Below are 22,642 nucleotides of genomic sequence, written 5' to 3' on the forward strand. Positions count from 1 at the left end.
TTATTGTTTGATTTGTGAGAATACATAAAACATTTCATTCCCAATCTGAAGGCTTCGCTCCAGATATACTTCTTTTTGCTGTGCTGTGCCGTCTGAAACTTTTGGATCTTCAAAAGTAATCGGGATACGTTTTTCTGCACCTGCAATAAAGGGACAGCCTCCATCGGCTTGTGAACAGGTCATAATAGCAACAAATTCGCTCTCCGGATTAAAATCGTCATCATAGGTTTTAGAAAATCCGATAACAGGAAGTTCATTCGATGAATATTTTATGGAATAAACAGGATTTTCACCCTCTGAAATAGCTTTAACTTTAAATCCTGAATGTGCTAAAGTTTCGGCAACCATTGAAAAAAGAGCCGTCGCTTCTGTCCCTCCGGAATAGCATGAAACATTTTTTATATCATAGTTTGCAGAAGCAGTTTGTGCCCAGACTTGAGATAAATGACTTCTTCTGGAATTGTGTGTACAGATTAAATTAAGTCTGATCTGTTGTTTATTATCTGCTTTGTTTTGGATGTAATCCACTAATGGCTGCAGGATAGTTTTGCGTTCTGTGGAGATTTGATTAAAATCAAATGAATTAATCGTGTTTTTTATTTCAGTAAATAACATAGTTTTTTTGATATTGAAAATAAATATTTAGGTTATAGTTTAAAAATTAACAGCAGCCTGCACCAGGTGTGCATGAATTTGTACTGTCAGCACTTAATTCAGATACTTTTATCTTGGATTTATCAGACGGGATTCCGCATTGACCCTGAGCCAGACATGCCGTCTGTTTATTTAATAAGATGAAATTTTTACCATTAAAATCTAAATCGTATTTACCAATTGTGGTGTCCTGATATTCTACTTCAATTTCATGATCTTCAATATCCAAAACCTTTTCAGAAAGTTCAATGATATGAATTAATTTTTGAGGTTTTAGTCTGTGTTCATAATCATTAGCATCCCACAATTGAAAATTCACAACCGTTTCTTTTCTGACTACTCCACCGCAGTCAATAAAATTTTTAGTGATCAGTCCAACTTCTGTTACGTGAAAATATTCCGGTACAAAATTCCCGTTCGGCAGTTCAAAATTTACAGCTTCAACTGTTTTTAATACTTGTTTAATTTCTGAAAGTTTCATAATTTATATGTTTTAAAATTTATATCTTTTTCCTTTACAGCAAAAGCATGAGCAATAATTAATTTACCTATGCTTTTATACTATTTGTAATTATTTAATCAATTCGCTTCGTCTTTCCAGAAGTACAGTATCTCTCCAGATTCCATTCTGTTTCCCGATTTTTTCGCGAATGCCTAATATCCTGAATCCAGCTTTCTCATGGATGTGCAGACTTGCTGTGTTTTCAGGAAATATACCAGCTTGTAAAGTCCATATGCCTTCGGCCTCACTCAGATGAACAAGCTCATTTAAAAGCGCAAGACCTATTCCATTTCCGGAATGTTCAGTGTCAACGTATACACTTACCTCGGCTACACCCGCATAAACACATCTTGAAGAAATAGGAGTGAGTGCTGCCCATCCTTTAATCAAATGATTACTTTCGGCAACAATTCTACAAGTGGCAAGATGCGAATCATTCCAGTCTTCCCAAGTTGGTGTAGTGGTTTGAAAAGTGGCGTTGCCTGTGTTTATCCCTTTTTCGTAAATTAACCTAACCTGTGTCCAATCGGCATCCAATAGTTTTCTGATTTCCATATTTAGAAGATTAGCAGCACTCGTTTCTCTTTTTTTCAAGATGAGCTGTGATATGTTCGAAAAAACCTTTTATTTTTTCTAATCCTGGTTCATTAATACAGTAACAAATAGAGTTACCATCAATACTTCCTTTTATTAAACCAGCGTTTTTAAGTTCCTTAAGGTGCTGCGATACAGTAGGTTGCGAAAGCGGAAGTTCGTTAACTATATCTCCGCATATACAAGTGTCTACTTTTAATAAATATTCCATTATGGCTATTCGGGCAGGATGCCCTAATGCTTTAGCCAAAACGGCAAGTTCGTTTTGATTACCTGTAAAGTGATCTGTTTTTGTAGCTCCCATCGTTTTATATTTATATTGCAATATTACGATATGCATTCAAAATAACAAGCTTTTATTATATTTTTTTATTTAAAAAACAGTTTGAATTTGTTATTTAATAACCTCCAAAATCAAGCAAGCATTTTGTAGAAATAAAAATAATGAATACCGAGAGGCAACTTAATTTAAGGTATCAAAAAAAAAAACAAAACTGGTATTAAGTATTCGATTCTGAGCCCTGATACTAAACTAGAGAATGAAATTCCCATGAGTATTTCCTTGATTTTTTCCCTTTTGTACTAATACTAAATAAATACAACAATTTCTTCCAGTAATATTTAATATAAGAAAAAGAGAGCGTAACTTCAAAAACCAGTTATACCGAATTATTTTACGAAATGCAAACCCCAGAATTCAATATTTTACATTCATTTTACTACAATAATTCTATTAATTATCGCAAATTACAAACAGATACTATCAGTCGAAAAAAACTGGGTTTGTTTTTCTCTTATTATCAATATTCTAATGCTCCTCTTTATTTCTAATAAAAATATTTCTTTAAAACAACATTGCGATTTATAGGAATCATTAGTAAACGTTCTAAATCCTCTTGAAAAAAGTTCGACATTAGTTCGGGCGGGGCTACTAAAACAAAGCTTCAGAGAAATCTGAAGCTTTTTTGTTTTGTACTACCTTAAAAGCAAATTATCCTCACGAGTGAAAAATAAAAACTTATACCAGTAAATTTTTAGCTTCTTCTACATTAGGTTCTGTGGCTAATTTCAATACACTAGCCATTACCTCTAACCAATGTCTTTCACCATGAGTATCATGAAATGAAGCACCATAAAGTGAAGCTGTTAATGGGTAAGAAACAATATTTCTCTCTTTTGCAATTTTAGAAAATATTATTGCTAATTGTTCTTTGTTAATAATTGTTGTTTCAAATCTTTCTGGCAAAATACTACAGGTACAAAATAACGTTAAGCATAAATTTGACAACTCTCTATAAGTTACATTATTTGATATAGATTGATTTAAATAGTAAAAAAGTTCTTTGGCACTATGATTCATGGCTTTTGTATTAATTTCTCTTTTTTAACTTGATTGCTACTGCAAATCTTACATAAATCTGTCTAAATAACAACTATTATCTGTTGTTTTATTCTACTTTAAAAGTGTCGTTGTCTTCCGTCCAATTATATTCTATTTCAAATGCAATTTGTCTTGCTAATTCAATTCCGTGTCGGTCACTTATGAAACCAAATGCCATGTCTATTCCAGCACTTACACCCGATGATGTATAATATTTATCGTCAATTGTCCAACGTGCTTTTTTTTCCAATTTACATTTATTCCATTTGTTATTACCCAAGCAAAAGCCCGTTTATTTGAAGTTGCTGTTTTATTGTCTAAAAGTCCAGTTCTTGCAAGTAGCGCACTTCCCGTACAAACTGTCAATACGAATTTGCTGAACGTTGATATTTCTTTTATTTTGCCTATGAGTAATTTATTTTCAACTTCTTTTCTTGTCCCCATGCCGCCAGGTACTATAAATATTTCCAAGTTGTCGTTAACATCTTCCAGTTTCTCGGTCAAGGCAGAAACTCCATGCCTATTTTTTATTTGTCCACCGTTTAGCGAATAAAACTTAATAGTATATAGGTCTAAAAGTCTTCCAAAAACTTCTACAGGCCCGTAAACATCTAAGGTTTCAAAGTCGTCAAATAGTAAAACTGCTATGTTCATATTCTAGTGTCGCTTAAAATTATCGTCAATGTTCTGGTACTACAGCGGATTCTGGATTAACTTAAATTCCATTATTAGAATTTCTAAAATCAACCCAAATACAAAACCAACTTTCCATTAAGCCTATTGCCAAAATCCGCTGTAGTAGCTGTTAGGTAACGTTTTTTATTATTTCTTCAATTTCAGAATCTGTTTCTATTTTCTTTCCAGTTTCAGTAAATTCATAAAGTAAAGGTTCTTCTGATATGCTTCTAATATAATTTTTGTCAATAAGTAAGTTTAAATATCGTAAAATTTCTTTTTTAGAGTTATAAGTCATCTTTGAAACTTCAAAAATCTGAAATCCCATATTTTCAATTGATTCAGAACAATTGTTTGATTGTAGCCACAATTGTTTAAGCAGGGTTTTCATAGTCTCAAATCTTAATTTGTCCGTTTCTAAATCTTCGATGATTTCATAAATGCCTATTATGTATTTTTCATATTTTTCTTTAGAAACTCCGAAAAACCAGCTTCTTTTCGGATTTTCCATAATCTGTTTGTAGAGAAGTCGGATTTTAACATCTTTTTCGTAATCTGGAAAATTATCTATTATTTGAAATTTTGAAATTTGTCCACTGAAATATTTTCGTGCCATAGAAGCGGCATATTGTCTGTCGGATTTTTGTTGCTTTTCAATCATATGCAAATATTTTCTAATGTTCTGGTACTACAGCGGGTTTGGGACTAAATCAAACCCCTATTTTCGGATTTTCTAAATCAACCCAAATACAAAACCAACTTTCCATTAAGCCTATTGCCAAAATCCGTTGTAGTAGCTGTTGTGCGATCGCTTTTTTAAAATTTTATACTATCTCTTTTGCATGAATACCTTGAAAGTTCTATGGGAGTATATTTTTCTTGTTTTAATTTAACATTTGAAATATCAATTAGACCTTGATCTGTTTCTTTTACTCCAACAGCAATATAAGGATTTGTATTAATATAAATAAGTTTTAATACTTTATCGCTTTTTTTACAAATTGGACAAATTACTTTACCTTCTAAATTTAGTTTGTATTTTACTGGTAGTGAAAAAGCTAGATTTAAGGAGTCAGTTTTGATATTTATTATTCTTTTTAAAAATATTGTGTCTTTCCCAATTCCTGTGCAATAAAAACTAATCTTATCATTTGCTTTTGGAATAAAAATCAATTTGAATTTACCAAAAGTGTCTGTTAGTGTTTCAGCTAAGATAAGGTTATTAGTTTTTACCAAAATTTTCAATCCAGAAACATTGATTTCAGGTTTTCTAGGTTTCAATTGACCATAAATTTTCATTGAATTTTGATCACATGTAAAGCTTAGTAAAATTATAGTAACTAAAATTAGACTTAAAACCTTTAATAGTATTTTCATTTAATATTTTATTCAGTTTCGTTCAGTTAAAGTCTCGCACAACTTGTATATATGTCTGATAAAATCCAACCTATCTACCCTAAAGTGGGTTGCTATGTCTGACAAATGTCAGCGTTTATTTGTTTTCAAAAATAGGATATTTACTTAACAATATTCAAACGAACTTATATTTGTTGAATCCTTTAGTACATTTATAAGTACAATTTCCATAGTACAAAACGTTATGTCAAGCTAATTCTTGTTTAAACTCTCATTAACTCTACTTTCTGAGAATAAAATAAGAACTAAACAAGTAGACTTTTATTCCACTGATTCAATACTATAAATGACTAAGATCAAATTTAAATATGGAAATCAATATATAATATTTGTTTTTTTTTTTAAATCATCAATAAAAAGGTTCGAGAATTGTCCTGTTTGGGCTACTAAGACAAAGCTTCAGAGAAATCTGGAGCTTTTTTTGTTACGATCAAGATTGCGAGTGCGAAGTCAGGAGACATTCGCACAACGCTAATAAGAACTCTGCGGAGAGCAGTTTTTTTGTTGCCTATTATGCTCAAAATAATAAGACAAATATTAATGAGCGACAATTTAACTATAAAGAGAACTCTCGTATAATTAAATGTAATCCCAGAGATAGCGTTAAAGAAATTATGGACTTACTATAAATTAATAAAAAGCCACTTTAACAGCTGCCCTCCTTTATTGCAATTTCAACCTCTTACCAATCTTTATTCCTCACCAATCTGCGAATCCCCAATAACTATCTCACTAATTTCACCTAACAATTCAAATTCATTTAAAGGAAACATGTCAAGTACCATTTCTAAAACGAGCGAAACATTTACGGCATTTTTGTTTGTACTTGACATTATATGTCCTTCATTATCTATTGTTAAAACACACATTTTCAACATATTTGTAATCATACAACCAAGCTCATAATAATTAATCTTAATTTGAGGCGTATAGAATTCTGATCTGTCTGACCTTGGATTATTAAAATACTTCTCAATTATTTTTTTAAGATTCTCCAATTTTTCAATCTCATTAGTTTCCATAATATCTTATTATTTTTATTTGCATAGTTCAGGAAGTTTTTACAATAAAACAGGAACATATATGACTGGATTTATACGTTCCTGCATTTATGACTGTCTATTCATAAATATCAATAATCAATCTACTAAAACAAAAGAGTACAAAAAATAATTAAGATTGTTGAAAATAATATAAAGGAGATTATAAAAGAAAAAAATCTTAAAGTAAGACATATTGCTCACGATTCAGATTTAGATATTGAAGCGTTAAGAAGATATATGCTAAACAAACAAATTATGGGAATCGACAAGCTTATTCGAATCAGTAAAGCTTTAAATGTAGAGATATCAGAATTATTCCGAGAAATATAACCCGCTACTAAGACAAAGCTTCAGAGAAATCTGGCGCTTTTTTTGTTTATATACCATTTATAAACTCGGCGAATTTTGAATTTTTGAATTAAACACAAATTTTACACGCACAAAACTATCTTTAAATTCAGTCTAACATCCCAATCTCCCCAAACGCCCCAGCCATTCGTTGTTTTATATTCTTTCGCTTTTTCGTCAGTTTTTAGGCTTTAATAATTGTCTAATTGATGCTAAATGGCCAAATAAAACAATAGGTACTATAAATGTTGGCAACCAACTAAAGGGAAAATTTAAAATCGCAATATTGGGTTGCTCAAAAGCAAATTTTTGAATTGGTGTTGGTGCTGAAAAGAGTGCGTTCACAACAATATTTATTAAAAGCCCAAGACAAATAAAATTCCATATTAAAATTACTTTTCGGCTCAGTTTTGCTTTTGTCAATCCAAAATATGCGACTAATGGCGCAGAAATCCCCGCTAGAATCTCAAAGTTTCGACCTTCAAAAGTCATCAACTCCGGAATTGCTTTGTTGAGAAAAAGCCAAAACAAAACTATTTCAACCGGTATCCTGACAATGTTTAGATATGTCAAATTCTTAAGAGGTAAACTGTCAATAAATTGTCTGCCTTTTGAAGTTGCAAACAATAAAATAATTATCAAAAGTGTGGGCAAAATTCCTATCAACATTATTTTTGGCGGAAAGGAATTTGTGTCAGAATTGTAAATATTTTTGAATGTCAAAACCAACTGTATTGTCAACCAAATTGCCAAACCTATAAAAACTGTCGTTGCTTTTTTTCGTGTCTCTTCAGATTTTGATTTTCTAATTGTCCAAATAAAAAGCAATAAAGTCGCAACTGTTGTCAGTCCGAAAGTCAACGAAATATATGTTGGTAAATTATCAATCATTGTCTATTTTTTCAATGTCTGCGGTGTCGTTTTACAATGATAGCTAACTTTCATATGTGCGATAAAACCATCTAAATTTGGATATATTCGATAACCAATAATTTACGAATCTAAAAACACTCAATAATGAAGAGATAGAAAAGCACCCAGGTTCCAATAAAAAAGAATCCAAGGTACATGTTATTTAAATTTTTCTTTAAATCCCTTTTAACTATAAGTCGATATAAAATCCATCCCAGGAAAGTAATCGTCAAACCTATTACCATTACAATTCTTCCCATAATTCATTTTTTTTGACAACACCTAATTTCAGTTGTCTGTTAGCTTTTTTTTATGTTGCCACTAAATTCTGGTATGATAAAGCTTAGTGAATCTTAAGTAAATATAATAATTTAAGATAACATTCACAAATACAAAGCGCAAAGCACAATACTAAAACAAAGGAATATTCTTTCAAAATAAAAATATTTTCAATCTTTATGGAAATTATTTTTTTAATAAAACAAGAAAAAAATCCTCGTTATTCTTTTTTTAATGTAAAAACAATCAATTATTAATCAAACAAATACACAATAGTTAACTTGATTTATTTATGATTAATTATTTCTAAATGTGATATTTTTAAAATATCTATTCAAAAAAAAACCTAAAATCTGTTTGTATAATCTTAAAATTAGTTGCACTTTTGCACCCGCATTAGAGAAGTAGGCCCGTTCGTCTATCGGTTAGGACGCATGGTTTTCATCCATGTAAGAGCGGTTCGATTCCGCTACGGGCTACTAAAAAAAAGCTCCAGAGAAATCTGGAGCTTTTTACTTTTACAGGATATAGCAAAATTTAAAATTCAGGTAAAATACAAATGGAAAAAGAAATAAAATTATATCGAAATTCAAAGAAAACAAAAAAATTATTACTTACTTCTTTAGGAGTCTGTCTTATTTTGCTCCTTGTTATTCTTTACAGTGCGGGAATATTTGATAATGAATTAAAAACCAAACCGCTTGTATTTTCTATTGGAGCATTTTTAATCATGCTTATACTTTTATTAAAAAGCGTTCTGAGCTTAAAAGACAAAAGCCCGTTAATTGAATTAAACAATCAAAACTTTTACGGAAAAACAACACCAATGTCAAAATCTTTTGGAATCGTGAATTGGATTGATGTAGACAACATCGAATTAGAAAAAACCGGAGGAGATAATCTCGTTGTTGTTACGATTAACAATCCTGAAAAATACGAAGGAAGGCTTTCGAAAATGATGTGGAATATCGCCCACAACAAAAACACCAATCAGTTGACATTAATGTATTCAGCTTCTGAAATTGATATTGATGCTGATGCACTTTTTACCTCATTTAATACCTTCTGGAAAGAAAGTACTTCACCAAATAATTAAAACTAAAATGAATGTTTTCCTAATTTGAAAAATTCGAAGAGGCGAAACACTACTACAATAAAATTAAAAACAAAAAAAGACTGTTCAATCGAACAGTCTTTTTTTTGTTTTAGTCAAATTAATAAGCTTAAGCCATGAATAAAGCTCCTTTATTATAATTGTATAAAACCAAATCGTAAGGCACTAAAAGTGGTGCTATTTTTTCTGAAGCTGCATCAAATTCTATCCCGTTATGTTTTCTGAATAAATAAATTTCTTTCAAACAATTTGATAAACTCTGATGAATTGATGTTGTAAAAGTTGGCAATTGCTTATCTCCTACCAATAAATCAATTTGATAATTAGAGCTGCTTTTAGACAAATTATTGCCTATGATTTTTATCGTAAATGTTGTTGCTTTTCCGTGTTGTTCACCTTGATATTGTATTACCATAATTTTATTATTAAAAAGGTTAGATTATTTTATACTTCTATTTATTTTTATGCAAATTGAAGAATTAAAGTTATGAAAAAAAAGCAAATGTGTAAAAAATACAGTCTAAATTAAATGTTATTTTTTTTTATGTTATATCAGCACTTCTACCCCAATTTTATCTTTATTCAGATTCTCATTTTTTTATTTTAATTTTGATTAACTAATCACAAAAACCTCATATTATGGAAATTAAACCTATTGCACTATTTTTATCTGCTCTTGTAACGCTTGTAGTTGGATTTATCTGGTACAACCCAAAAGTGTTTGGGACAATCTGGATGCGGGAAAATAATCTGACGCAGGAAGAACTTCGAAAAGGAAATATGCTCAAAATATTCGGATTGACTTATATTTTCTCTTTAATGATTACAGTTACACTAATGTCATTAACCATTCATCAGACTGGTGCTGTTGGTATGGTTGGCGGACCACCGTTAATCGATAGCGCAAAACCATCCTTTGCTGCTTTTATGGCAGATTACGGAATGGCATATCGCACGTTTAAACATGGAGCGCTTCACGGATTCATGTCCGGATTATTATTTGCTTTTCCGATCATTGGAATTAATGGCTTATTCGAAAGAAAATCATGGAAATACATATTTATTCACGCCGGGTTCTGGGTGATAACACTAACTTTAATGGGCGGAATTATTTGCGCATATGCATAAATTCAAAAAAAATAAAAAATAAAAAAAGCCCGTTTGAAATAAAATCAAACGGGTTTTTCTTAATAATAACTTAAACAAAGTGAGTTGTTATAAATATTATCTAATTTTGAAAAAATTAGCTCACACTTTTGAATACAACTTATTCTTTTCAAATCTACAACGGTGCATCATTACTACCTTTAGAATGGAATTCACTGGCGGCAGATAATATTTTTTTGACCAGGGAATATCTCGAGGTACTGGAAAACTCTTCTCCGGTAAATATGATTTGTCATTTTATTGGGATTTTCAACGAAGATAAACTCGCAGGAATTGCCTTAACTCAATTTTTATTCGCAGAAAAGCTGGATTCTTTTGGAGAACGCGATCAATGTTTAAAAACGTCTGTACGCAATTTTGCTTTCAAAAATTTTGCTTCACATGTTTTATTCGTTGGTAACAATATGCTCACGGGACAAAACGCTTTTGCATTTGCTCAAGACATAAAGCAGCCTAAGGCCGTTAAAACACTTCACAAAGCAATTAACCAGCTTAAAAAAGACCTGAAAGCAAACGGAAGAAAGGTTCATATAACAAGCATAAAAGATTTTACAGAAAAGGAAATTGAGCCGCTACAAGCTGAATTTAAAAACAATTATACGTTTTCGACTCAACCCAATATGATTTTCGAAATCAACAAAAATTGGACAACTGAACAAGACTACATTGATGCTTTGTCAAAAAAGTATCGCGACCAATACAAACGTGCCCGAAAAAAAGCGGAAGGAATTGTAAAGAAAAAAATGGCTCTGGATGACATTAAGAATTATGAAGATGTTATTTATGATTTGTATTTTCATGTGGCCAAGAACGCGCCTTTCAATACTTTTTTCTTAGCACGAAATCACTTTAGTTTTTTTAAAGAAATCATGAAGGATAATTTTTTGTTTTATGGCTATTTTCTAGACGAAAAACTAATTGGTTTCAATACGCTAATTAAAAATGGAACCGCGATGGATACCTATTTTTTAGGTTATGATGAAACAATTCAGCGTGAAAAAATGTTGTACTTAAACATGTTGTACGATATGATTGCCTGTTCGATCAATCAGGGTTTTTCAGAAATTGTTTTTGCACGAACTGCTTTGGAAATCAAAAGTTCTGTTGGAGCAAAACCGGTAAAAATGTATGGATTGATTACGCACAGCAACGCTTTGATCAATCATAACATTGCTAAACTTTTCAATTACCTTGAACCCAAGACCGATTGGCAGGAACGAAATCCGTTTAAATAAATAGCTTTTGTAAAGTTGGTTTGCGCATTTTTCTCATTTCGATAATAAAACCATTTTTTTTCAGGAGCTAATCCCGCTCCCGAAGCCCAATGTCATTAATTTAAGGAAAATCTATAATGCTTTTGCCGAATGGATCTCGCGCAAAGCCGCCAAGTTGACATCCATTTTCTTTGTGACTTTGCGACTTTTCGCGAATTTTTTTAGCCATAATTGTCCTTAAAAAAGCTTAACTTAATGACATTGACCGAAGCCTCGGGACCGGCACAAAAGGATTCCCACTTCTATCCTACCGTCTGGACGCAAATATTGTTAATCAATTTTGAACATGAATTTGCTTCGCCTGTTCGACTTTCAGTCTCGGGTCACGAATTTGCACAAATTTTAACAGGTTAATTTAGTTTGTGAAATTCGTGTTTGTTTTATACTTGTGTCCAGACGGTAGACTTCTATCGGGGCTAGGGCAATCATTTTCATAACAATATTTTCGTATTGTTTGTCATCTCGACTGAAAGGAGAGATCACACGCAGAACTTGACAAAGATTGGTAACTTTCTTTATGGAATTACTTGTGTGATCTCTCCTCCGTCGAGATGACAAGATCGTGGTGACTTTCCGGAACGTAAATCGTTGTCAACTTTGTCGAAATTAAAATTACTTTTTAAGGAATTGCAATTTTCATTTGTTTGTGCAAAATATGAATTTCTAAAGAAGTCTGTGCACCGCAATACTCACCGTCAATCTGAAAATTCACAGGATAATCTGTTTTTATTGTGGCTTTGTCTGTCGAAATAATCACTATATCATCAGAATCAATTGGCATATTACCAGTAATAATTTTTCCGATTAGTAATAAATCAAGATTCTTCAGGATTACCAATTCAAACTTTCCGTCATTCATAACGCCATGCGGATTGATAACAACTCCTGTCCCGTATTTTTGAGAATTCGCAATGACAATCATTCTTGCGGTATGCTCAACCGTTTTATTATTTGCCGAAATAGTTGCTACAAAAGGTTCTTCTGACTCTTTCAATGCCGAATAAGCCTGCAAGGCATATCCCCAGAAACCGCGTAAGTTACTTTCTTCGTAATTCTTAACCAGATTGGCATTAACACCAATATCGCTTAAATGAATACTTTTTTTACCGTTGATACAGATCATATCCATTTCGATATAACGATTCAGAAAAGCAATTCTCAGATTTTCCTCAATGGTAGTAGGCAAATTCAGGTCGACAGATAAACCATTTGCCGATCCTGCAGGCAAAATACCTATAATTACATCAAACTCTTCCATGGCTTCAGCAACCATTTTTATAGTTCCGTCGCCACCGGCAACAATAATTCGTTCGGGTAAATATTGATTATAAAGTTTTTGTATTTCTCTTTGATCATTTTTACCTTTGGTTTCATACACTTCCAGATCAAAATGATTTGTAATTGCAAACTCTTCAACTGCTTCAATCAAATCTGATTTATCCAAGTCTCCGGAAATAGGGTTTACAACAAATATGATATTCTTTTTCAAAATTTTATTTTTAAAGTCAATTAAAATAATTAATTTACAGCATCTATCTATAAATATACGTAATTAATGAAACCAATTTTACAATTATATCGAGGTTATGCCAATGAAGAGGAATTAATTGTAATGGGCCATGTTTTTAAAAGAACGTATGATTATGATTTCCAGAAGAAAAACTTAAAAAATGCACGTTCAATCATTAATCAGTTTAGGATAAAAACACTTGAAAATTTTGATATTTATCTAAAGTGCGGCAATCAGGAAATTCATACTAAAACATTAGACGACGGCTATTTTAAGTTTTGTATTCCGCTTGAAACAGAAACTTCTTTTGGATGGATGGAATATGAAGTCAGCATTAAAGATGAAAATGAAACCATCACTGAAAAAGGCAGTTTTATTAGACCTCACAAAGGAAAATTAGGAATAATATCTGATATTGACGATACCTTTTTGATTTCGCATACTCAAAATTTCTTTAAAAAAATCTATATTCTTTTATTTAAAAATGTAAATGATCGTAAAGTCTTTACAGATGTTGTATCTCATTATCAGGCTTTGAGTTCAGCCGGAAGAAACAATAAAGAAGAAGAAAATGCCTTTTTTTATGTTTCAAGCAGTGAATGGAATTTGTACCGGTTTATCGTAAAATTTACTAAAATACATAAATTACCAAGAGCTGTTATTTTATTGAAAGATATTAGAAGAGGCATCACGGATTTTTTCATGAGCGGACGCGGAAATCACGATCATAAGTTTGATAAAATAAAACATGTTCTGGAGTTCTATCCTAATCTTAAATATGTTTTACTGGGTGATGATTCGCAACACGATCCTATTCTCTATGAAAGAATCTGCAAAATATTCCCTGTGACTGTAAAAGCGGTTTATATTAGGCAAACAGGTAAACATCAAAAAAAAGCAACTCAGGTTGTTTTGAAAAACTTAGAGAATTTAGAAGTCTCTGTTTGTTATTATAAAGACAGCAGCGAAGCGATTATGCACTCTAAAAGCATTGGGCTTATTCAGTAGTTTTTTTTGTTTCAAGTTTCAGGTTTCACATCTGAAACCCTTCTTACAGCCCAGATTGAAGAGGAAAACCGGATTAGATCCAGAAAACAAAAAAGCCTTTGTCAAAGCTCGAAACTTTAACAAAGACTTTATTTAAACTATATGATTTAGGCTCAGAAACTGAAAACTGCCACTGAGACTAAAAACTAAATTAACCTTTAAAATTATCAATCTCTTCCTGAACAATTTCCCAGTCAAGAAGCAATTGATCTAAATCTTTTTTCTTCTTTTTGTATGCAGTAAAAAAAGAGGCATCTTCGATATGTTTGTTGTAATTAGAAGCAAGCAACTTATCATCGTGCTGAATGTCTCGCTCTAATTGCTTGATTTGACTTTCGACTTTACTCAATTTATTTTGTAATGCTTTCCCTTTTTTCTGATCTTCGTACGAAGTTTTATTGCTTTCTTTTGGAGCAGCAGCTTTAGCAATATCTTTTTTCTCGACTTCACGCATGTTTTCAAGATTGCGCTGTTCTAAGAAATAATTGATATCTCCTAAATATTGTTTGATTTTTTGATCTTTGAATTCGTAAACAATATTTGACATTCCCTGCAAGAAATCCCTATCGTGAGAAACTAATAATAAGGTTCCTCCAAATTTTTGAAGTGCGGCTTTTAGAACGTTTTTAGATTTGATATCCAAGTGATTCGTAGGCTCATCCATCAGCAAAACATTGATGGGTTGTAATAATAGCTTACAAAGTGCCAAACGGTTACGTTCACCTCCTGAAAGTACTTTTACTTTTTTCTCTACATCATCGCCACGAAATAAGAAAGATCCCAACATGTCACGCACTTTTGATCGGTTCGTGTCTGTAGCAGCATCTTCCATGGTTTGCAGCAGTGTGATTTCGCCATCAAGATATTCGGCTTGATTTTGAGCGAAATAACCCAATTGTACATTGTGTCCTAATTTGATATTTCCGTCGTATTCAAACTCGTTTACAATAGCTTTGATAAATGTTGATTTTCCCTGACCATTTTGACCAACAAAAGCAATTTTACTACCGCGTTCTACTAATAAATCAATGTCTTTTAAGATCACATTATCTCCGTAAGCTTTCGTTACATGCTCAGCTTCGACTACTACTTTACCCGGTTCTTTTGAAACAGGAAACGTAATATTCATTACTGAATTGTCATCTTCATCAACTTCGATTCTTTCTACTTTATCTAACTTTTTAATCAACGATTGCGCCATTGAAGCTTTTGAAGCTTTTGCACGGAATTTTTCGATTAATTTTTCTGTTTCTTCAATTTTCTTAGCCTGATTCTTCTGAGTCGCTAATTGTTTTTCACGAATTTCATGACGCAGTTCTAAATACTGTGAATATGGTTTATTAAAATCGTATGCTTTTCCTAAAGAAATTTCGATTGTACGGTTGGTAACATTATCCAGGAACATTTTATCGTGCGATACGATTACTACAACTCCGGGATAATTACGCAAGAAACTTTCTAACCAGATGATACTTTCGATATCAAGGTGATTCGTAGGCTCATCCAGAAGCAATACATCATTTGCCTGCAATAATAGTTTAGCAAGTTCAATACGCATTCTCCAACCTCCTGAAAAAGTTTCAGTCTGATTGTTAAACACTTCTCTTTTGAAACCTAATCCCAAAAGAATTTTTTCTGTATCTCCTACATAATTGTAACCTCCCAATAGTTCAAAACGATGGGTATAATCAGACAAGTCTTCAATAATCTGTCCGTATTCTTCACTCTCATAATCAGTTCTGGTAACCAATTGATGATTGATTTCTTCTAATTTCTTCTCTACAATTTTAATTTCAGTAAAGGCTTCATAAGCTTCTTCTAAAACTGTTCTTCCGCGTTCAAAATCAATATCCTGACGTAAAAACCCCATTCGGATATCTTTTTCCTGAGAAATAACTCCGGAATCAGGAGCAAAATCTCTTGCTAACATTTTTAGCATTGTCGATTTACCGGCTCCGTTTTTACCAACAAGACCTACGCGGTCACCGGCACCTAAACGAAAAGTAACTTCTTCAAATAAATATGTTCCCCCAAAAGAAACCGAAAGATTGTGTATATTAAGCATAATTTTGTGACTATTGTTACAGGCAGTAAAGGTTTTAAGTACTTTTTTTACTTTACTTTTTGAAAGTGCAAAAGTAAGACAATTAATTGAAGTTTCGACCCCGGTTTTAAAAACATATCTTTAGGACACTTTCTACTCTCCTATCTTATTTTGCGACCTTGATCTTGCTATTTCATTAGATAGTGACCCTAAAAAAACGGATGAAAGATCAATTAAGATCCTCCATCCGTTTTTTATTTTATTATGATTTTTGCTTATTCTGCTTCTTTTGGCTCTGGCATCAAAATAGATAATACTACTGAGATCACCAAAATTCCTCCGATAACGATCAATGAATAAATTGATTCGATATGATAAAATGGAGCAATGATCATTTTAACACCAATAAACGAAAGGATAATTGCCAATCCGTATTGTAGTTTGCTGAACAAGTGAATGAAGTTATCTAATAAGAAAAATAATGCTCTTAATCCTAAAATTGCAAAAATGTTAGAGGTATAAAGGATAAACGGATCATTTGAAATCGCGAAAATCGCAGGAATAGAGTCAACTGCAAATAGTAAATCTGTAAACTCAATTACTGCTACAACTACTAAAAGCGGTGTTGCTAATTTTTTTCCGTTTTCGTATGTAAAGAATTTATCTCCATCGTATTTATCAGAAACACTAAAAAACTTTCTGATCAATCTTGCCCCTCTTGTATTGTTATAATCTTCATCATCGTCTTCATCACCAGCTGACCAGGATTTAATTCCGGCATAAACAAGGAACAATCCAAAAGCAGTCATGATTAAATTGATATCATATTTAAATCCTTCTAATCCGGCAAGGCTCAATAGTTTGTTTAAGTATGTAAGCTCGATTAAGAATGCTCCTGAGAATATAAAAATAGCTCTTAGAACTAAAGCTCCTATAATTCCCCAAAATAAAACTTTATGCTTGTTTTCGTTTTGTACATCAAAAAATTTAAAGACTAATATAAAAACAAATAGATTATCTACAGAAAGTGCTTTCTCAATCCAATAGGCTGATTGAAACTCATAAAATTTGGCAGCGCCTGCAAAGTGATAAATTAAACCACTAAAAATCATTGCTAAACTTATCCAAACTAATGACCAGGTTATCGCTTCTTTATTAGTTACGACATGGCTTTTCTTATTGAAAATTCCTAAATCCAACAACAGCATGATTACTACCGCGACCGCAAATACTATTATTAAACCTGGGTGTTCTGAAAAAATAGGGTGTTGATTCATTTTTAAATATTAATTAAATTAGATTTGAAATTATTTATTAGCCATTGTAACTACTATAACTCTGCCGCCTTCTTCTTTTGAAAGCAATATTTTTTTACCGTCTGTCAGCTCCAGCATTGTCCCAATAGGAATTTCTTTGTCTTCGGTAACATCTTTTAATGAGGTTAGTTTTTGATTGACAAATACCCATTTATCATTAAAAAATGTAAAGTAACCAACAGGAACTTTTTGCGCTGCGGTCAGTTTTTCATTTCTGGCAATATTACGATTAACGTGCCATTGAAACAAGTATTGATCATTATAAACCATCAATCTGTGATTTTCAGGTTTCCAGGTAGTTTCCTGAAACTGATAATACAAATCTAATACAGGGAGCGTGCCTTTGTGGGCCGTATTACAAAACGGGCATCTTGGTGTATTGGTGTTATCAAAAACGTACCATTTTTGCTCGCAGGAAACATTATGGCATTTCTGCATTAAGTCTGTAGTTTTCAGCAACGCTATTTCCCATTCTTCGGCATTAGGTCTTTGCATCGGGTTGTGTAATCCGTCAATAAAAACTTTATCAAATAAGGTTTTTAAATAAGGGCCCGTGATGGTGTACGGCAATTTTGTAATATCTGCCCAAGGCAAATCCCATTTTGAAACCTGATTGAGTTTGGGTCTGTTTGCCGGATCTGTGGGATGTTCTATAAACATCGCTTTTTCGCCCATCGACAGCAAGTCATCTTTTTCTGTATCGAGATCATGCACCTTCCCGCCTTTTAACGGATGTCTGTGCAATAAAAACATATAAATTAAAACCGGCAATGCATGCAAATCGGTTAATCTGTTTGGTAATTTTCTATTTGGGTCTGTTTTATTCAGATGTTTCGTCGAAAGAACCTCCGGAGCAATAAATTCCGCTGTACCAATTACTTCCGCAGGAAATAATCCGGGAACTACTAATCCGTCTAAATCAATCATACAGGCCGATTTAGTAACTGGATCTATTAGTACATTGTTGTATGATAAATCAGAATGTGCCAATCCCATGGCGTGCATCTTTTTTACGCCGCGGGTGAGATTAACGCTTACCTGAAAATAACTCAACCAATCGCCCAGTTCTGATTTTGCTACACGAAGCGGAAAATGTGGATTCCTGAATTTTGGACCTGCAAACCATTTTCCATTCTTTTCTTTTCCCTGAATTAAATCGCTGGTTTCATATCCTTTTTTAAAGAAAAATTTAGAATCGTAAATCGGGACAATGATTCCTGTTAAGCCTTTATGTTCGATAACATCAGTTGGCCATCTGTACACTTCATTCAGATAATAATCACCGGCATCTCCGTTCTGAATTTGAGCCAAATATTTATTGGTTATTCGTTGTAATCTTTCTTTTTGGTTAAAATCCAGTTTATCCCTAAAAATCGCGACAACATATTTTCTGTCAGGACTAAAATAAACATCCTTTACACCACCGCGCATGGGATCGCCATTATCAACAAACTGATAGGTTTTTGCGGTGTCATTAATTGATTTTACTGTAATCGTACTCATACTTAATATATTATAGCAAGGGTTCTGTCATCATGATTTCCCGGACTCCAAAAATCCATCCAGGCCGAAAGCTGCTGTGCAATTTCAGTATTTTCTTTATCAAAATCAACTTTAATTCTATCTTCATTATTCCCTTTTAGATCTTCCAGAAAATCATTCCATTTTTCTATTTTTTCCAAGTTGGCTTCAACCACAAATTTAGCATCATAAATTCCGTCCGTCATCAGCATTAAATAAGAAAAATCATCCACCAGTTTAAAACCAAATCGGGTAGAAAACTTATCACTCTGAAAAATCTCCGGCATGGTAATAAAACGAGTTCCCCCGCCAAAATCACCTACATCAAGCCAGTTCATTAATTTAATTTCAGTAAGATCCTTATTTAATAATCCGATTGGGCAATCGCCGATTCCGAATGTTAGGATGGCATATCCAAAATCATATTTTTTAACTAAAGTAAAAATTAAGGTCGCATGAAAATTTTTAAGTTCTGTTTCGGTTTGTACAGCAAATTCTTCAATTTTCTGGTGCGCAAAGTGTGCCGCTTTCGAAAGATTTTGGTACACAAAATGACTTATTTTTTTTGATGTTTCGTCAGTTACTTTATTGTGATGTGCTACTAAAACCTGATCGAATTCTTTTAGATATTCAGCATTTAAATTTTCTTCAAAATACTGAATTACAGAGTCACATGCTATTTTAGAACCTTTTCTTGATAATTTTGCCGAACCTGCGCCATCAGAAACTGCTAAAACGCTCCAGCCAATTTCATTAAAATTTTTAAACGCAAAATCATCTTCTCTAAAAGAACCATTATTTGCATGGCTTCGGCCTCGCTTAGAAGCCACTACTATATTTTTATCCAAAAAATGATCTACAACAGCTACATTATCAGGTTTCCAGAAAGGATCATTTTTATCACTGTCAATATTCTTCCACAATGATTTCGGATCCGGATTTATAATAAGTGTTATTGTTTTTTCATTTAGAACAGAATCTTCCGGTTCGCCTTCAACCCTAAACAATAGTTGTATTTTTAAATCTCCGCTTATTTCAGGAATTCCTGTCAATTCATTATTTTCATTAAACTCAAGTCCTGTATTTTCTAATCCTTTAATTTCAAAAGAAGTAAAATCATTCCAACCCAAAGTATCAAAATCAATTTTCGCCAGATATTTTTTGTTCACCGTCCCATTTGGTATTGAGACCGTCTGCGTCAAAATATCGTCAATTCTATTTTTCAATATCCAATTCTGCATAATCATTTTTTGGTTTTCCTGAATTATTTTTACTGCATTAACATTTTTTTCATTAGAGGCAAACTCACTAAAAAGAGCTGCTTTTCCTGAAGAAATGTCAATTTTCTTTTGGGCTAAAAAAGACTGAATATATCTTTGAGTCTCTTCCATGACTTATCCTTGCGTTCTGTTTACATCAAATCCGCCTTCACCAGTACCATAACTTCCCTGATTGTTGCACCAGGGACAAGTACTGATATTTTCATCGCCAATACAATGTATTTTACCGCAAACACAAACTGCAAAAGCAATTTGATTGCCACAACACGGGCAGGTTGGTCCGCCAATAAGTTCATCTGTATTTACTTTGTTGCTGAAGTTTCCTGAATCCGCCAATTCAAAATAAGCATTATCGACCTGATAAGCTCCAACCAACTTGTAATTTTTAGATGATAATTCGATTCCGGCATAAATAGATTCTGCAATGGTTTTACGGTATTTCATCAAATACGGTCTTTTTGTATTCTGGCATTTCCCGTTTAAAACCACAAAATTATCATCGACATATTGACGATTAGGAATTTCTTTTGTTAAATCTATTTTCGAAAGTGTTTCTCCGTCTAATTTTGCCAGTTCGAAACCACTCGAATTATTTTCGACACTTATACTGCTTGTTTTTATGGAATCTGTAACCCACTTAAAAAACTCTTTGTACGATTGCACATTTGTGTTTTTAAAATGAAGTACATTTTCTGTAAGCTCGCCTAATAATTTTGTATCTGTTTCGCTTCCAAAAGAAACCGCAATTAAATTGGCTGTTCTCTGCCAGTTTTGTTTCCATTCGTTTATCGCTGCCTTACTGTCATCAGTAGGAACTCCATCTGTGAATAAGAAAACGATTGGTTTCCAATCTCCTTTTACTTCATAAGTTGTCTTAACGATATTAGTCCTTAATTCATGCATTAAATGCCCTAAGCCTTTGCTTAAAGATGTACCGCTGCCAATTGGAAATTTTGGCGGATAAAAGCTCACTATTTCCTGCAACGGAACTAATGTTTTTGGCTGACCTGCAAATACTATAATCGAAACAAAAACAGTTTCTAATGCATGCGGATCTGTTTTTAATGCCTGAATAATAGTGGCTAATCCTTCTTCGACTTGCTGAATAGGCTCTCCGACCATTGACTCGGAAATATCAATTAGAAAATATATGGGTAATCTTCTCATTTTAAAGGAAGTTTAATAACATTAAAAATATAATTAAAAGTACTATCTGCGTCATATCAACTGCCAAACCAACGCCAACCTGAAACGGTTTTACCATTGTTTTTAGAAAATTAAACAGGGGCGAAAAAATACTATCAAAAAAATTAAAAATACCTCGATAACGTAGATTTAATTTGTCTTTGTAAGGCAATAATTTAGAATACAAAAACAGGCCTACAATTAAAACCTGAATAAAAATTTTTATGATATACATTACGAGACTGCTTTTATTAGTTCTTGTGAAATTTCTTTGAAAACCTGAGTTTCATCACCGTTTATTTTTTTTGATCCGTATACTGAAACACCGTTATTTACTGTCATATAATTGATTGAAAAAGAAGCGCCATAACATTTATTGTTTCCTTTAAACGGGATGGAATGCAATACTTTTATATACATACAATTTTGACGTATTATAATATCGTCTATATAAAAATCATTTTGAACATAATGGTTCAGCAAAGTACGTCTCGCGTTTGTAATAGAAAAATTAACAACTCCGGTAGTTTGATAACAAATGTTCAAACTGTCGATATTCATATTTTCCAGTTTTTCTTCTGCTGTAAATTCATGAACAACCTGATAAGTTGTGTCTGTATAGGAAATTATATTGTTATTACTTCCTGATGAGGATTGACTTACTTTATGGATTATAGTAACAACTATACTAATAATTGATATCAAAGTTCCTAAGACTTCCATAATTAAATAACAACTGTGATTTCGCTTGGCGGCGGCGGCAATGTTACGCTTTCGCCGGTTCCCTGACTTTTATTGCCTTGTTCGATAGTTTCAGAAACCCATTTAAAAAATTGTTTCAATGTAGAACTATCAGCTGAAGCTAAATGCACTACATTATCTGTCAATTCTTTCAGGATATCATCGTTTGCCATGTGTCCGGCGGCACAGCCTACTACTGCACCAAAACTCATGTTTCTAATCTCACGGGTTTTCTCTCTGTAAAATTGAATATCAGAAGGTTTACCATCTGTAAAAACAAATAATAAAGGTTTCCAATCTCCTTTTTGGGTCGCAGAGCCTTTTATTACTTCTTTATTTACTTTTTGAATAACAAAATCCAATCCGGCACCTGTATTTGTGGGGCCACTTTGCGGACAGGTAATTTCTGGCAGCTGAAAGTTTACCAGCTCTGTCAACGGAACTATTTCTTTTACTTCACGATCATAAGTTATAATACTAATCCAGAGCGAATCCAGAGCCTGAGCATCTGAACGCAAGGTATTAATCATGCCGCTTAAAGCATTATTTAAAGCCTGAATTGGCTCTCCGTACATGGAACCTGATGTATCTAATAAAAAATAAACGGGTAGTCTTCTCATAACTTCAAAAATGATTTTA

General features: G+C 32.7%; 25 protein-coding genes and 1 tRNA gene. 6 read left to right on the plus strand and 20 right to left on the minus strand.

Annotated elements, in window-relative coordinates:
- From ACQKCJ_RS05185 to ACQKCJ_RS05225, 9 genes are all read right to left on the minus strand, one after another.
- Positions 1–615, minus strand: coding sequence for a low molecular weight phosphatase family protein (locus tag ACQKCJ_RS05185; protein WP_173965838.1), 615 nt, complete (start codon positions 613–615; stop codon positions 1–3).
- 46 nt (positions 616–661) lie between these two features.
- Positions 662–1,135 (minus strand): DUF6428 family protein, encoded by a 474-nt coding sequence (locus tag ACQKCJ_RS05190; RefSeq protein ID WP_173965839.1) that lies wholly within the window; start codon positions 1,133–1,135, stop codon positions 662–664.
- A gap of 90 nt (positions 1,136–1,225) precedes the next feature.
- Positions 1,226–1,711: a GNAT family N-acetyltransferase gene (locus tag ACQKCJ_RS05195; protein WP_173965840.1), complete on the minus strand. Its 486-nt coding sequence runs from the start codon at positions 1,709–1,711 to the stop codon at positions 1,226–1,228.
- A gap of 10 nt (positions 1,712–1,721) precedes the next feature.
- The gene (locus ACQKCJ_RS05200) at positions 1,722–2,054 is read right to left on the minus strand and encodes an ArsR/SmtB family transcription factor (RefSeq protein WP_173965906.1); all 333 of its coding nucleotides are present in this window, start codon (positions 2,052–2,054) and stop codon (positions 1,722–1,724) included.
- A gap of 714 nt (positions 2,055–2,768) precedes the next feature.
- Positions 2,769–3,110: a hypothetical protein gene (locus ACQKCJ_RS05205; RefSeq protein WP_427401510.1), complete on the minus strand. Its 342-nt coding sequence runs from the start codon at positions 3,108–3,110 to the stop codon at positions 2,769–2,771.
- A gap of 213 nt (positions 3,111–3,323) precedes the next feature.
- A complete protein-coding gene (locus tag ACQKCJ_RS05210; protein WP_427401511.1) occupies positions 3,324–3,785 on the minus strand; it encodes a DJ-1/PfpI family protein in 462 nt (153 codons plus the stop codon).
- Positions 3,786–3,936: 151 nt separating this feature from the next.
- Positions 3,937–4,467 (minus strand): hypothetical protein, encoded by a 531-nt coding sequence (locus ACQKCJ_RS05215; RefSeq protein WP_427401512.1) that lies wholly within the window; start codon positions 4,465–4,467, stop codon positions 3,937–3,939.
- Positions 4,468–4,622: 155 nt separating this feature from the next.
- Complete coding sequence (locus ACQKCJ_RS05220) at positions 4,623–5,183, minus strand: hypothetical protein (RefSeq protein WP_427401513.1); 561 nt, start codon at positions 5,181–5,183, stop codon at positions 4,623–4,625.
- Between the two features lie 731 nt (positions 5,184–5,914).
- Positions 5,915–6,244, minus strand: coding sequence for a hypothetical protein (locus tag ACQKCJ_RS05225; protein ID WP_427401514.1), 330 nt, complete (start codon positions 6,242–6,244; stop codon positions 5,915–5,917).
- Positions 6,245–6,424: 180 nt separating this feature from the next.
- Here ACQKCJ_RS05225 and ACQKCJ_RS05230 point away from each other — a divergent pair, with 180 nt between their 5' ends.
- Entirely contained in the window at positions 6,425–6,595 is a 171-nt protein-coding gene (locus tag ACQKCJ_RS05230; protein ID WP_427401552.1) for a hypothetical protein, read from the plus strand.
- Between the two features lie 195 nt (positions 6,596–6,790).
- Here the strand turns inward: ACQKCJ_RS05230 and ACQKCJ_RS05235 are convergent, their stop codons facing one another.
- Positions 6,791–7,504 carry a hypothetical protein gene (locus ACQKCJ_RS05235; RefSeq protein WP_427401515.1) on the minus strand — a complete coding sequence of 238 codons (714 nt, stop codon included), beginning with the start codon at positions 7,502–7,504 and terminating at the stop codon, positions 6,791–6,793.
- Between the two features lie 707 nt (positions 7,505–8,211).
- On the opposite strand from ACQKCJ_RS05235, the gene ACQKCJ_RS05240 reads away from it, so the two are divergent.
- Both ACQKCJ_RS05240 and ACQKCJ_RS05245 read left to right on the plus strand, forming a co-directional pair.
- Positions 8,212–8,283 (plus strand) — tRNA-Glu (locus ACQKCJ_RS05240).
- A gap of 80 nt (positions 8,284–8,363) precedes the next feature.
- On the plus strand, positions 8,364–8,900 hold the full coding sequence (locus ACQKCJ_RS05245; protein WP_427401516.1) for an STM3941 family protein: 537 nt from the start codon (positions 8,364–8,366) through the stop codon (positions 8,898–8,900).
- Positions 8,901–9,027: 127 nt separating this feature from the next.
- On the opposite strand, the gene ACQKCJ_RS05250 is transcribed toward ACQKCJ_RS05245, so the two are convergent.
- Positions 9,028–9,333, minus strand: a complete 306-nt coding sequence (locus tag ACQKCJ_RS05250) for a hypothetical protein (protein WP_271337637.1) — start codon at positions 9,331–9,333, stop codon at positions 9,028–9,030.
- Positions 9,334–9,557: 224 nt separating this feature from the next.
- Here ACQKCJ_RS05250 and ACQKCJ_RS05255 point away from each other — a divergent pair, with 224 nt between their 5' ends.
- Positions 9,558–10,046, plus strand: a complete 489-nt coding sequence (locus ACQKCJ_RS05255; protein ID WP_427401517.1) for a DUF1761 domain-containing protein — start codon at positions 9,558–9,560, stop codon at positions 10,044–10,046.
- Between the two features lie 128 nt (positions 10,047–10,174).
- Positions 10,175–11,320, plus strand: coding sequence for a peptidogalycan biosysnthesis protein (locus tag ACQKCJ_RS05260; protein WP_427401518.1), 1,146 nt, complete (start codon positions 10,175–10,177; stop codon positions 11,318–11,320).
- A 658-nt stretch (positions 11,321–11,978) separates the two neighbouring features.
- On the opposite strand, the gene ACQKCJ_RS05265 is transcribed toward ACQKCJ_RS05260, so the two are convergent.
- On the minus strand, positions 11,979–12,848 hold the full coding sequence (locus ACQKCJ_RS05265; protein ID WP_427401519.1) for a diacylglycerol/lipid kinase family protein: 870 nt from the start codon (positions 12,846–12,848) through the stop codon (positions 11,979–11,981).
- Between the two features lie 66 nt (positions 12,849–12,914).
- Here ACQKCJ_RS05265 and ACQKCJ_RS05270 point away from each other — a divergent pair, with 66 nt between their 5' ends.
- Complete coding sequence (locus ACQKCJ_RS05270; RefSeq protein ID WP_271337633.1) at positions 12,915–13,877, plus strand: App1 family protein; 963 nt, start codon at positions 12,915–12,917, stop codon at positions 13,875–13,877.
- A 190-nt stretch (positions 13,878–14,067) separates the two neighbouring features.
- Here the strand turns inward: ACQKCJ_RS05270 and abc-f are convergent, their stop codons facing one another.
- The 8 genes from abc-f to ACQKCJ_RS05310 all read right to left on the minus strand — a co-directional run bounded on the left by abc-f (position 14,068) and on the right by ACQKCJ_RS05310 (position 22,623).
- On the minus strand, positions 14,068–15,981 hold the full coding sequence (gene abc-f, locus ACQKCJ_RS05275) for a ribosomal protection-like ABC-F family protein (protein WP_271337632.1): 1,914 nt from the start codon (positions 15,979–15,981) through the stop codon (positions 14,068–14,070).
- 254 nt (positions 15,982–16,235) lie between these two features.
- Positions 16,236–17,237 carry a TerC/Alx family metal homeostasis membrane protein gene (locus tag ACQKCJ_RS05280; RefSeq protein ID WP_271337631.1) on the minus strand — a complete coding sequence of 334 codons (1,002 nt, stop codon included), beginning with the start codon at positions 17,235–17,237 and terminating at the stop codon, positions 16,236–16,238.
- 30 nt (positions 17,238–17,267) lie between these two features.
- Positions 17,268–18,779, minus strand: a complete 1,512-nt coding sequence (locus ACQKCJ_RS05285; protein ID WP_427401520.1) for a helix-hairpin-helix domain-containing protein — start codon at positions 18,777–18,779, stop codon at positions 17,268–17,270.
- A 2-nt stretch (positions 18,780–18,781) separates the two neighbouring features.
- A complete protein-coding gene (locus tag ACQKCJ_RS05290; RefSeq protein ID WP_427401521.1) occupies positions 18,782–20,188 on the minus strand; it encodes a PP2C family serine/threonine-protein phosphatase in 1,407 nt (468 codons plus the stop codon).
- Positions 20,189–20,191: 3 nt separating this feature from the next.
- On the minus strand, positions 20,192–21,244 hold the full coding sequence (locus ACQKCJ_RS05295; protein WP_427401522.1) for a TerY-C metal binding domain-containing protein: 1,053 nt from the start codon (positions 21,242–21,244) through the stop codon (positions 20,192–20,194).
- A 1-nt stretch (position 21,245) separates the two neighbouring features.
- Positions 21,246–21,497 carry a hypothetical protein gene (locus ACQKCJ_RS05300; protein WP_427401523.1) on the minus strand — a complete coding sequence of 84 codons (252 nt, stop codon included), beginning with the start codon at positions 21,495–21,497 and terminating at the stop codon, positions 21,246–21,248.
- Entirely contained in the window at positions 21,497–21,985 is a 489-nt protein-coding gene (locus tag ACQKCJ_RS05305) for a hypothetical protein (RefSeq protein ID WP_427401524.1), read from the minus strand. Before ACQKCJ_RS05305 ends, ACQKCJ_RS05300 begins: the two co-directional genes overlap by 1 nt.
- Positions 21,986–21,987: 2 nt before the next feature.
- Entirely contained in the window at positions 21,988–22,623 is a 636-nt protein-coding gene (locus tag ACQKCJ_RS05310; RefSeq protein WP_427401525.1) for a vWA domain-containing protein, read from the minus strand.
- Positions 22,624–22,642: the final 19 nt, after the last annotated feature.

Origin of the sequence: Flavobacterium sp. NPDC079362, from assembly GCF_050267765.1 — a bacterium.
Taxonomy (GTDB): Bacteria; Bacteroidota; Bacteroidia; order Flavobacteriales; family Flavobacteriaceae; genus Flavobacterium; species Flavobacterium azizsancarii.

What these genes read in the sequence shown, in the direction of transcription:
- ACQKCJ_RS05190 (WP_173965839.1), bottom strand. Translation starts at nt 1,135, where the DNA reads ATGAAACTTTCAGAAATTAAACAAGTATTAAAAACAGTTGAAGCTGTA.
- ACQKCJ_RS05195 (WP_173965840.1), bottom strand. Translation starts at nt 1,711, where the DNA reads ATGGAAATCAGAAAACTATTGGATGCCGATTGGACACAGGTTAGGTTA.
- ACQKCJ_RS05245 (WP_427401516.1), top strand. Translation starts at nt 8,364, where the DNA reads ATGGAAAAAGAAATAAAATTATATCGAAATTCAAAGAAAACAAAAAAA.
- ACQKCJ_RS05205 (WP_427401510.1), bottom strand. Translation starts at nt 3,110, where the DNA reads ATGAATCATAGTGCCAAAGAACTTTTTTACTATTTAAATCAATCTATA.
- ACQKCJ_RS05290 (WP_427401521.1), bottom strand. Translation starts at nt 20,188, where the DNA reads ATGGAAGAGACTCAAAGATATATTCAGTCTTTTTTAGCCCAAAAGAAA.
- ACQKCJ_RS05300 (WP_427401523.1), bottom strand. Translation starts at nt 21,497, where the DNA reads ATGTATATCATAAAAATTTTTATTCAGGTTTTAATTGTAGGCCTGTTT.
- abc-f (WP_271337632.1), bottom strand. Translation starts at nt 15,981, where the DNA reads ATGCTTAATATACACAATCTTTCGGTTTCTTTTGGGGGAACATATTTA.
- ACQKCJ_RS05295 (WP_427401522.1), bottom strand. Translation starts at nt 21,244, where the DNA reads ATGAGAAGATTACCCATATATTTTCTAATTGATATTTCCGAGTCAATG.
- ACQKCJ_RS05285 (WP_427401520.1), bottom strand. Translation starts at nt 18,779, where the DNA reads ATGAGTACGATTACAGTAAAATCAATTAATGACACCGCAAAAACCTAT.
- ACQKCJ_RS05225 (WP_427401514.1), bottom strand. Translation starts at nt 6,244, where the DNA reads ATGGAAACTAATGAGATTGAAAAATTGGAGAATCTTAAAAAAATAATT.
- ACQKCJ_RS05270 (WP_271337633.1), top strand. Translation starts at nt 12,915, where the DNA reads ATGAAACCAATTTTACAATTATATCGAGGTTATGCCAATGAAGAGGAA.
- ACQKCJ_RS05215 (WP_427401512.1), bottom strand. Translation starts at nt 4,467, where the DNA reads ATGATTGAAAAGCAACAAAAATCCGACAGACAATATGCCGCTTCTATG.
- ACQKCJ_RS05255 (WP_427401517.1), top strand. Translation starts at nt 9,558, where the DNA reads ATGGAAATTAAACCTATTGCACTATTTTTATCTGCTCTTGTAACGCTT.
- ACQKCJ_RS05220 (WP_427401513.1), bottom strand. Translation starts at nt 5,183, where the DNA reads ATGAAAATACTATTAAAGGTTTTAAGTCTAATTTTAGTTACTATAATT.
- ACQKCJ_RS05280 (WP_271337631.1), bottom strand. Translation starts at nt 17,237, where the DNA reads ATGAATCAACACCCTATTTTTTCAGAACACCCAGGTTTAATAATAGTA.
- ACQKCJ_RS05235 (WP_427401515.1), bottom strand. Translation starts at nt 7,504, where the DNA reads ATGATTGATAATTTACCAACATATATTTCGTTGACTTTCGGACTGACA.
- ACQKCJ_RS05185 (WP_173965838.1), bottom strand. Translation starts at nt 615, where the DNA reads ATGTTATTTACTGAAATAAAAAACACGATTAATTCATTTGATTTTAAT.
- ACQKCJ_RS05305 (WP_427401524.1), bottom strand. Translation starts at nt 21,985, where the DNA reads ATGGAAGTCTTAGGAACTTTGATATCAATTATTAGTATAGTTGTTACT.
- ACQKCJ_RS05310 (WP_427401525.1), bottom strand. Translation starts at nt 22,623, where the DNA reads ATGAGAAGACTACCCGTTTATTTTTTATTAGATACATCAGGTTCCATG.
- ACQKCJ_RS05200 (WP_173965906.1), bottom strand. Translation starts at nt 2,054, where the DNA reads ATGGGAGCTACAAAAACAGATCACTTTACAGGTAATCAAAACGAACTT.
- ACQKCJ_RS05250 (WP_271337637.1), bottom strand. Translation starts at nt 9,333, where the DNA reads ATGGTAATACAATATCAAGGTGAACAACACGGAAAAGCAACAACATTT.
- ACQKCJ_RS05210 (WP_427401511.1), bottom strand. Translation starts at nt 3,785, where the DNA reads ATGAACATAGCAGTTTTACTATTTGACGACTTTGAAACCTTAGATGTT.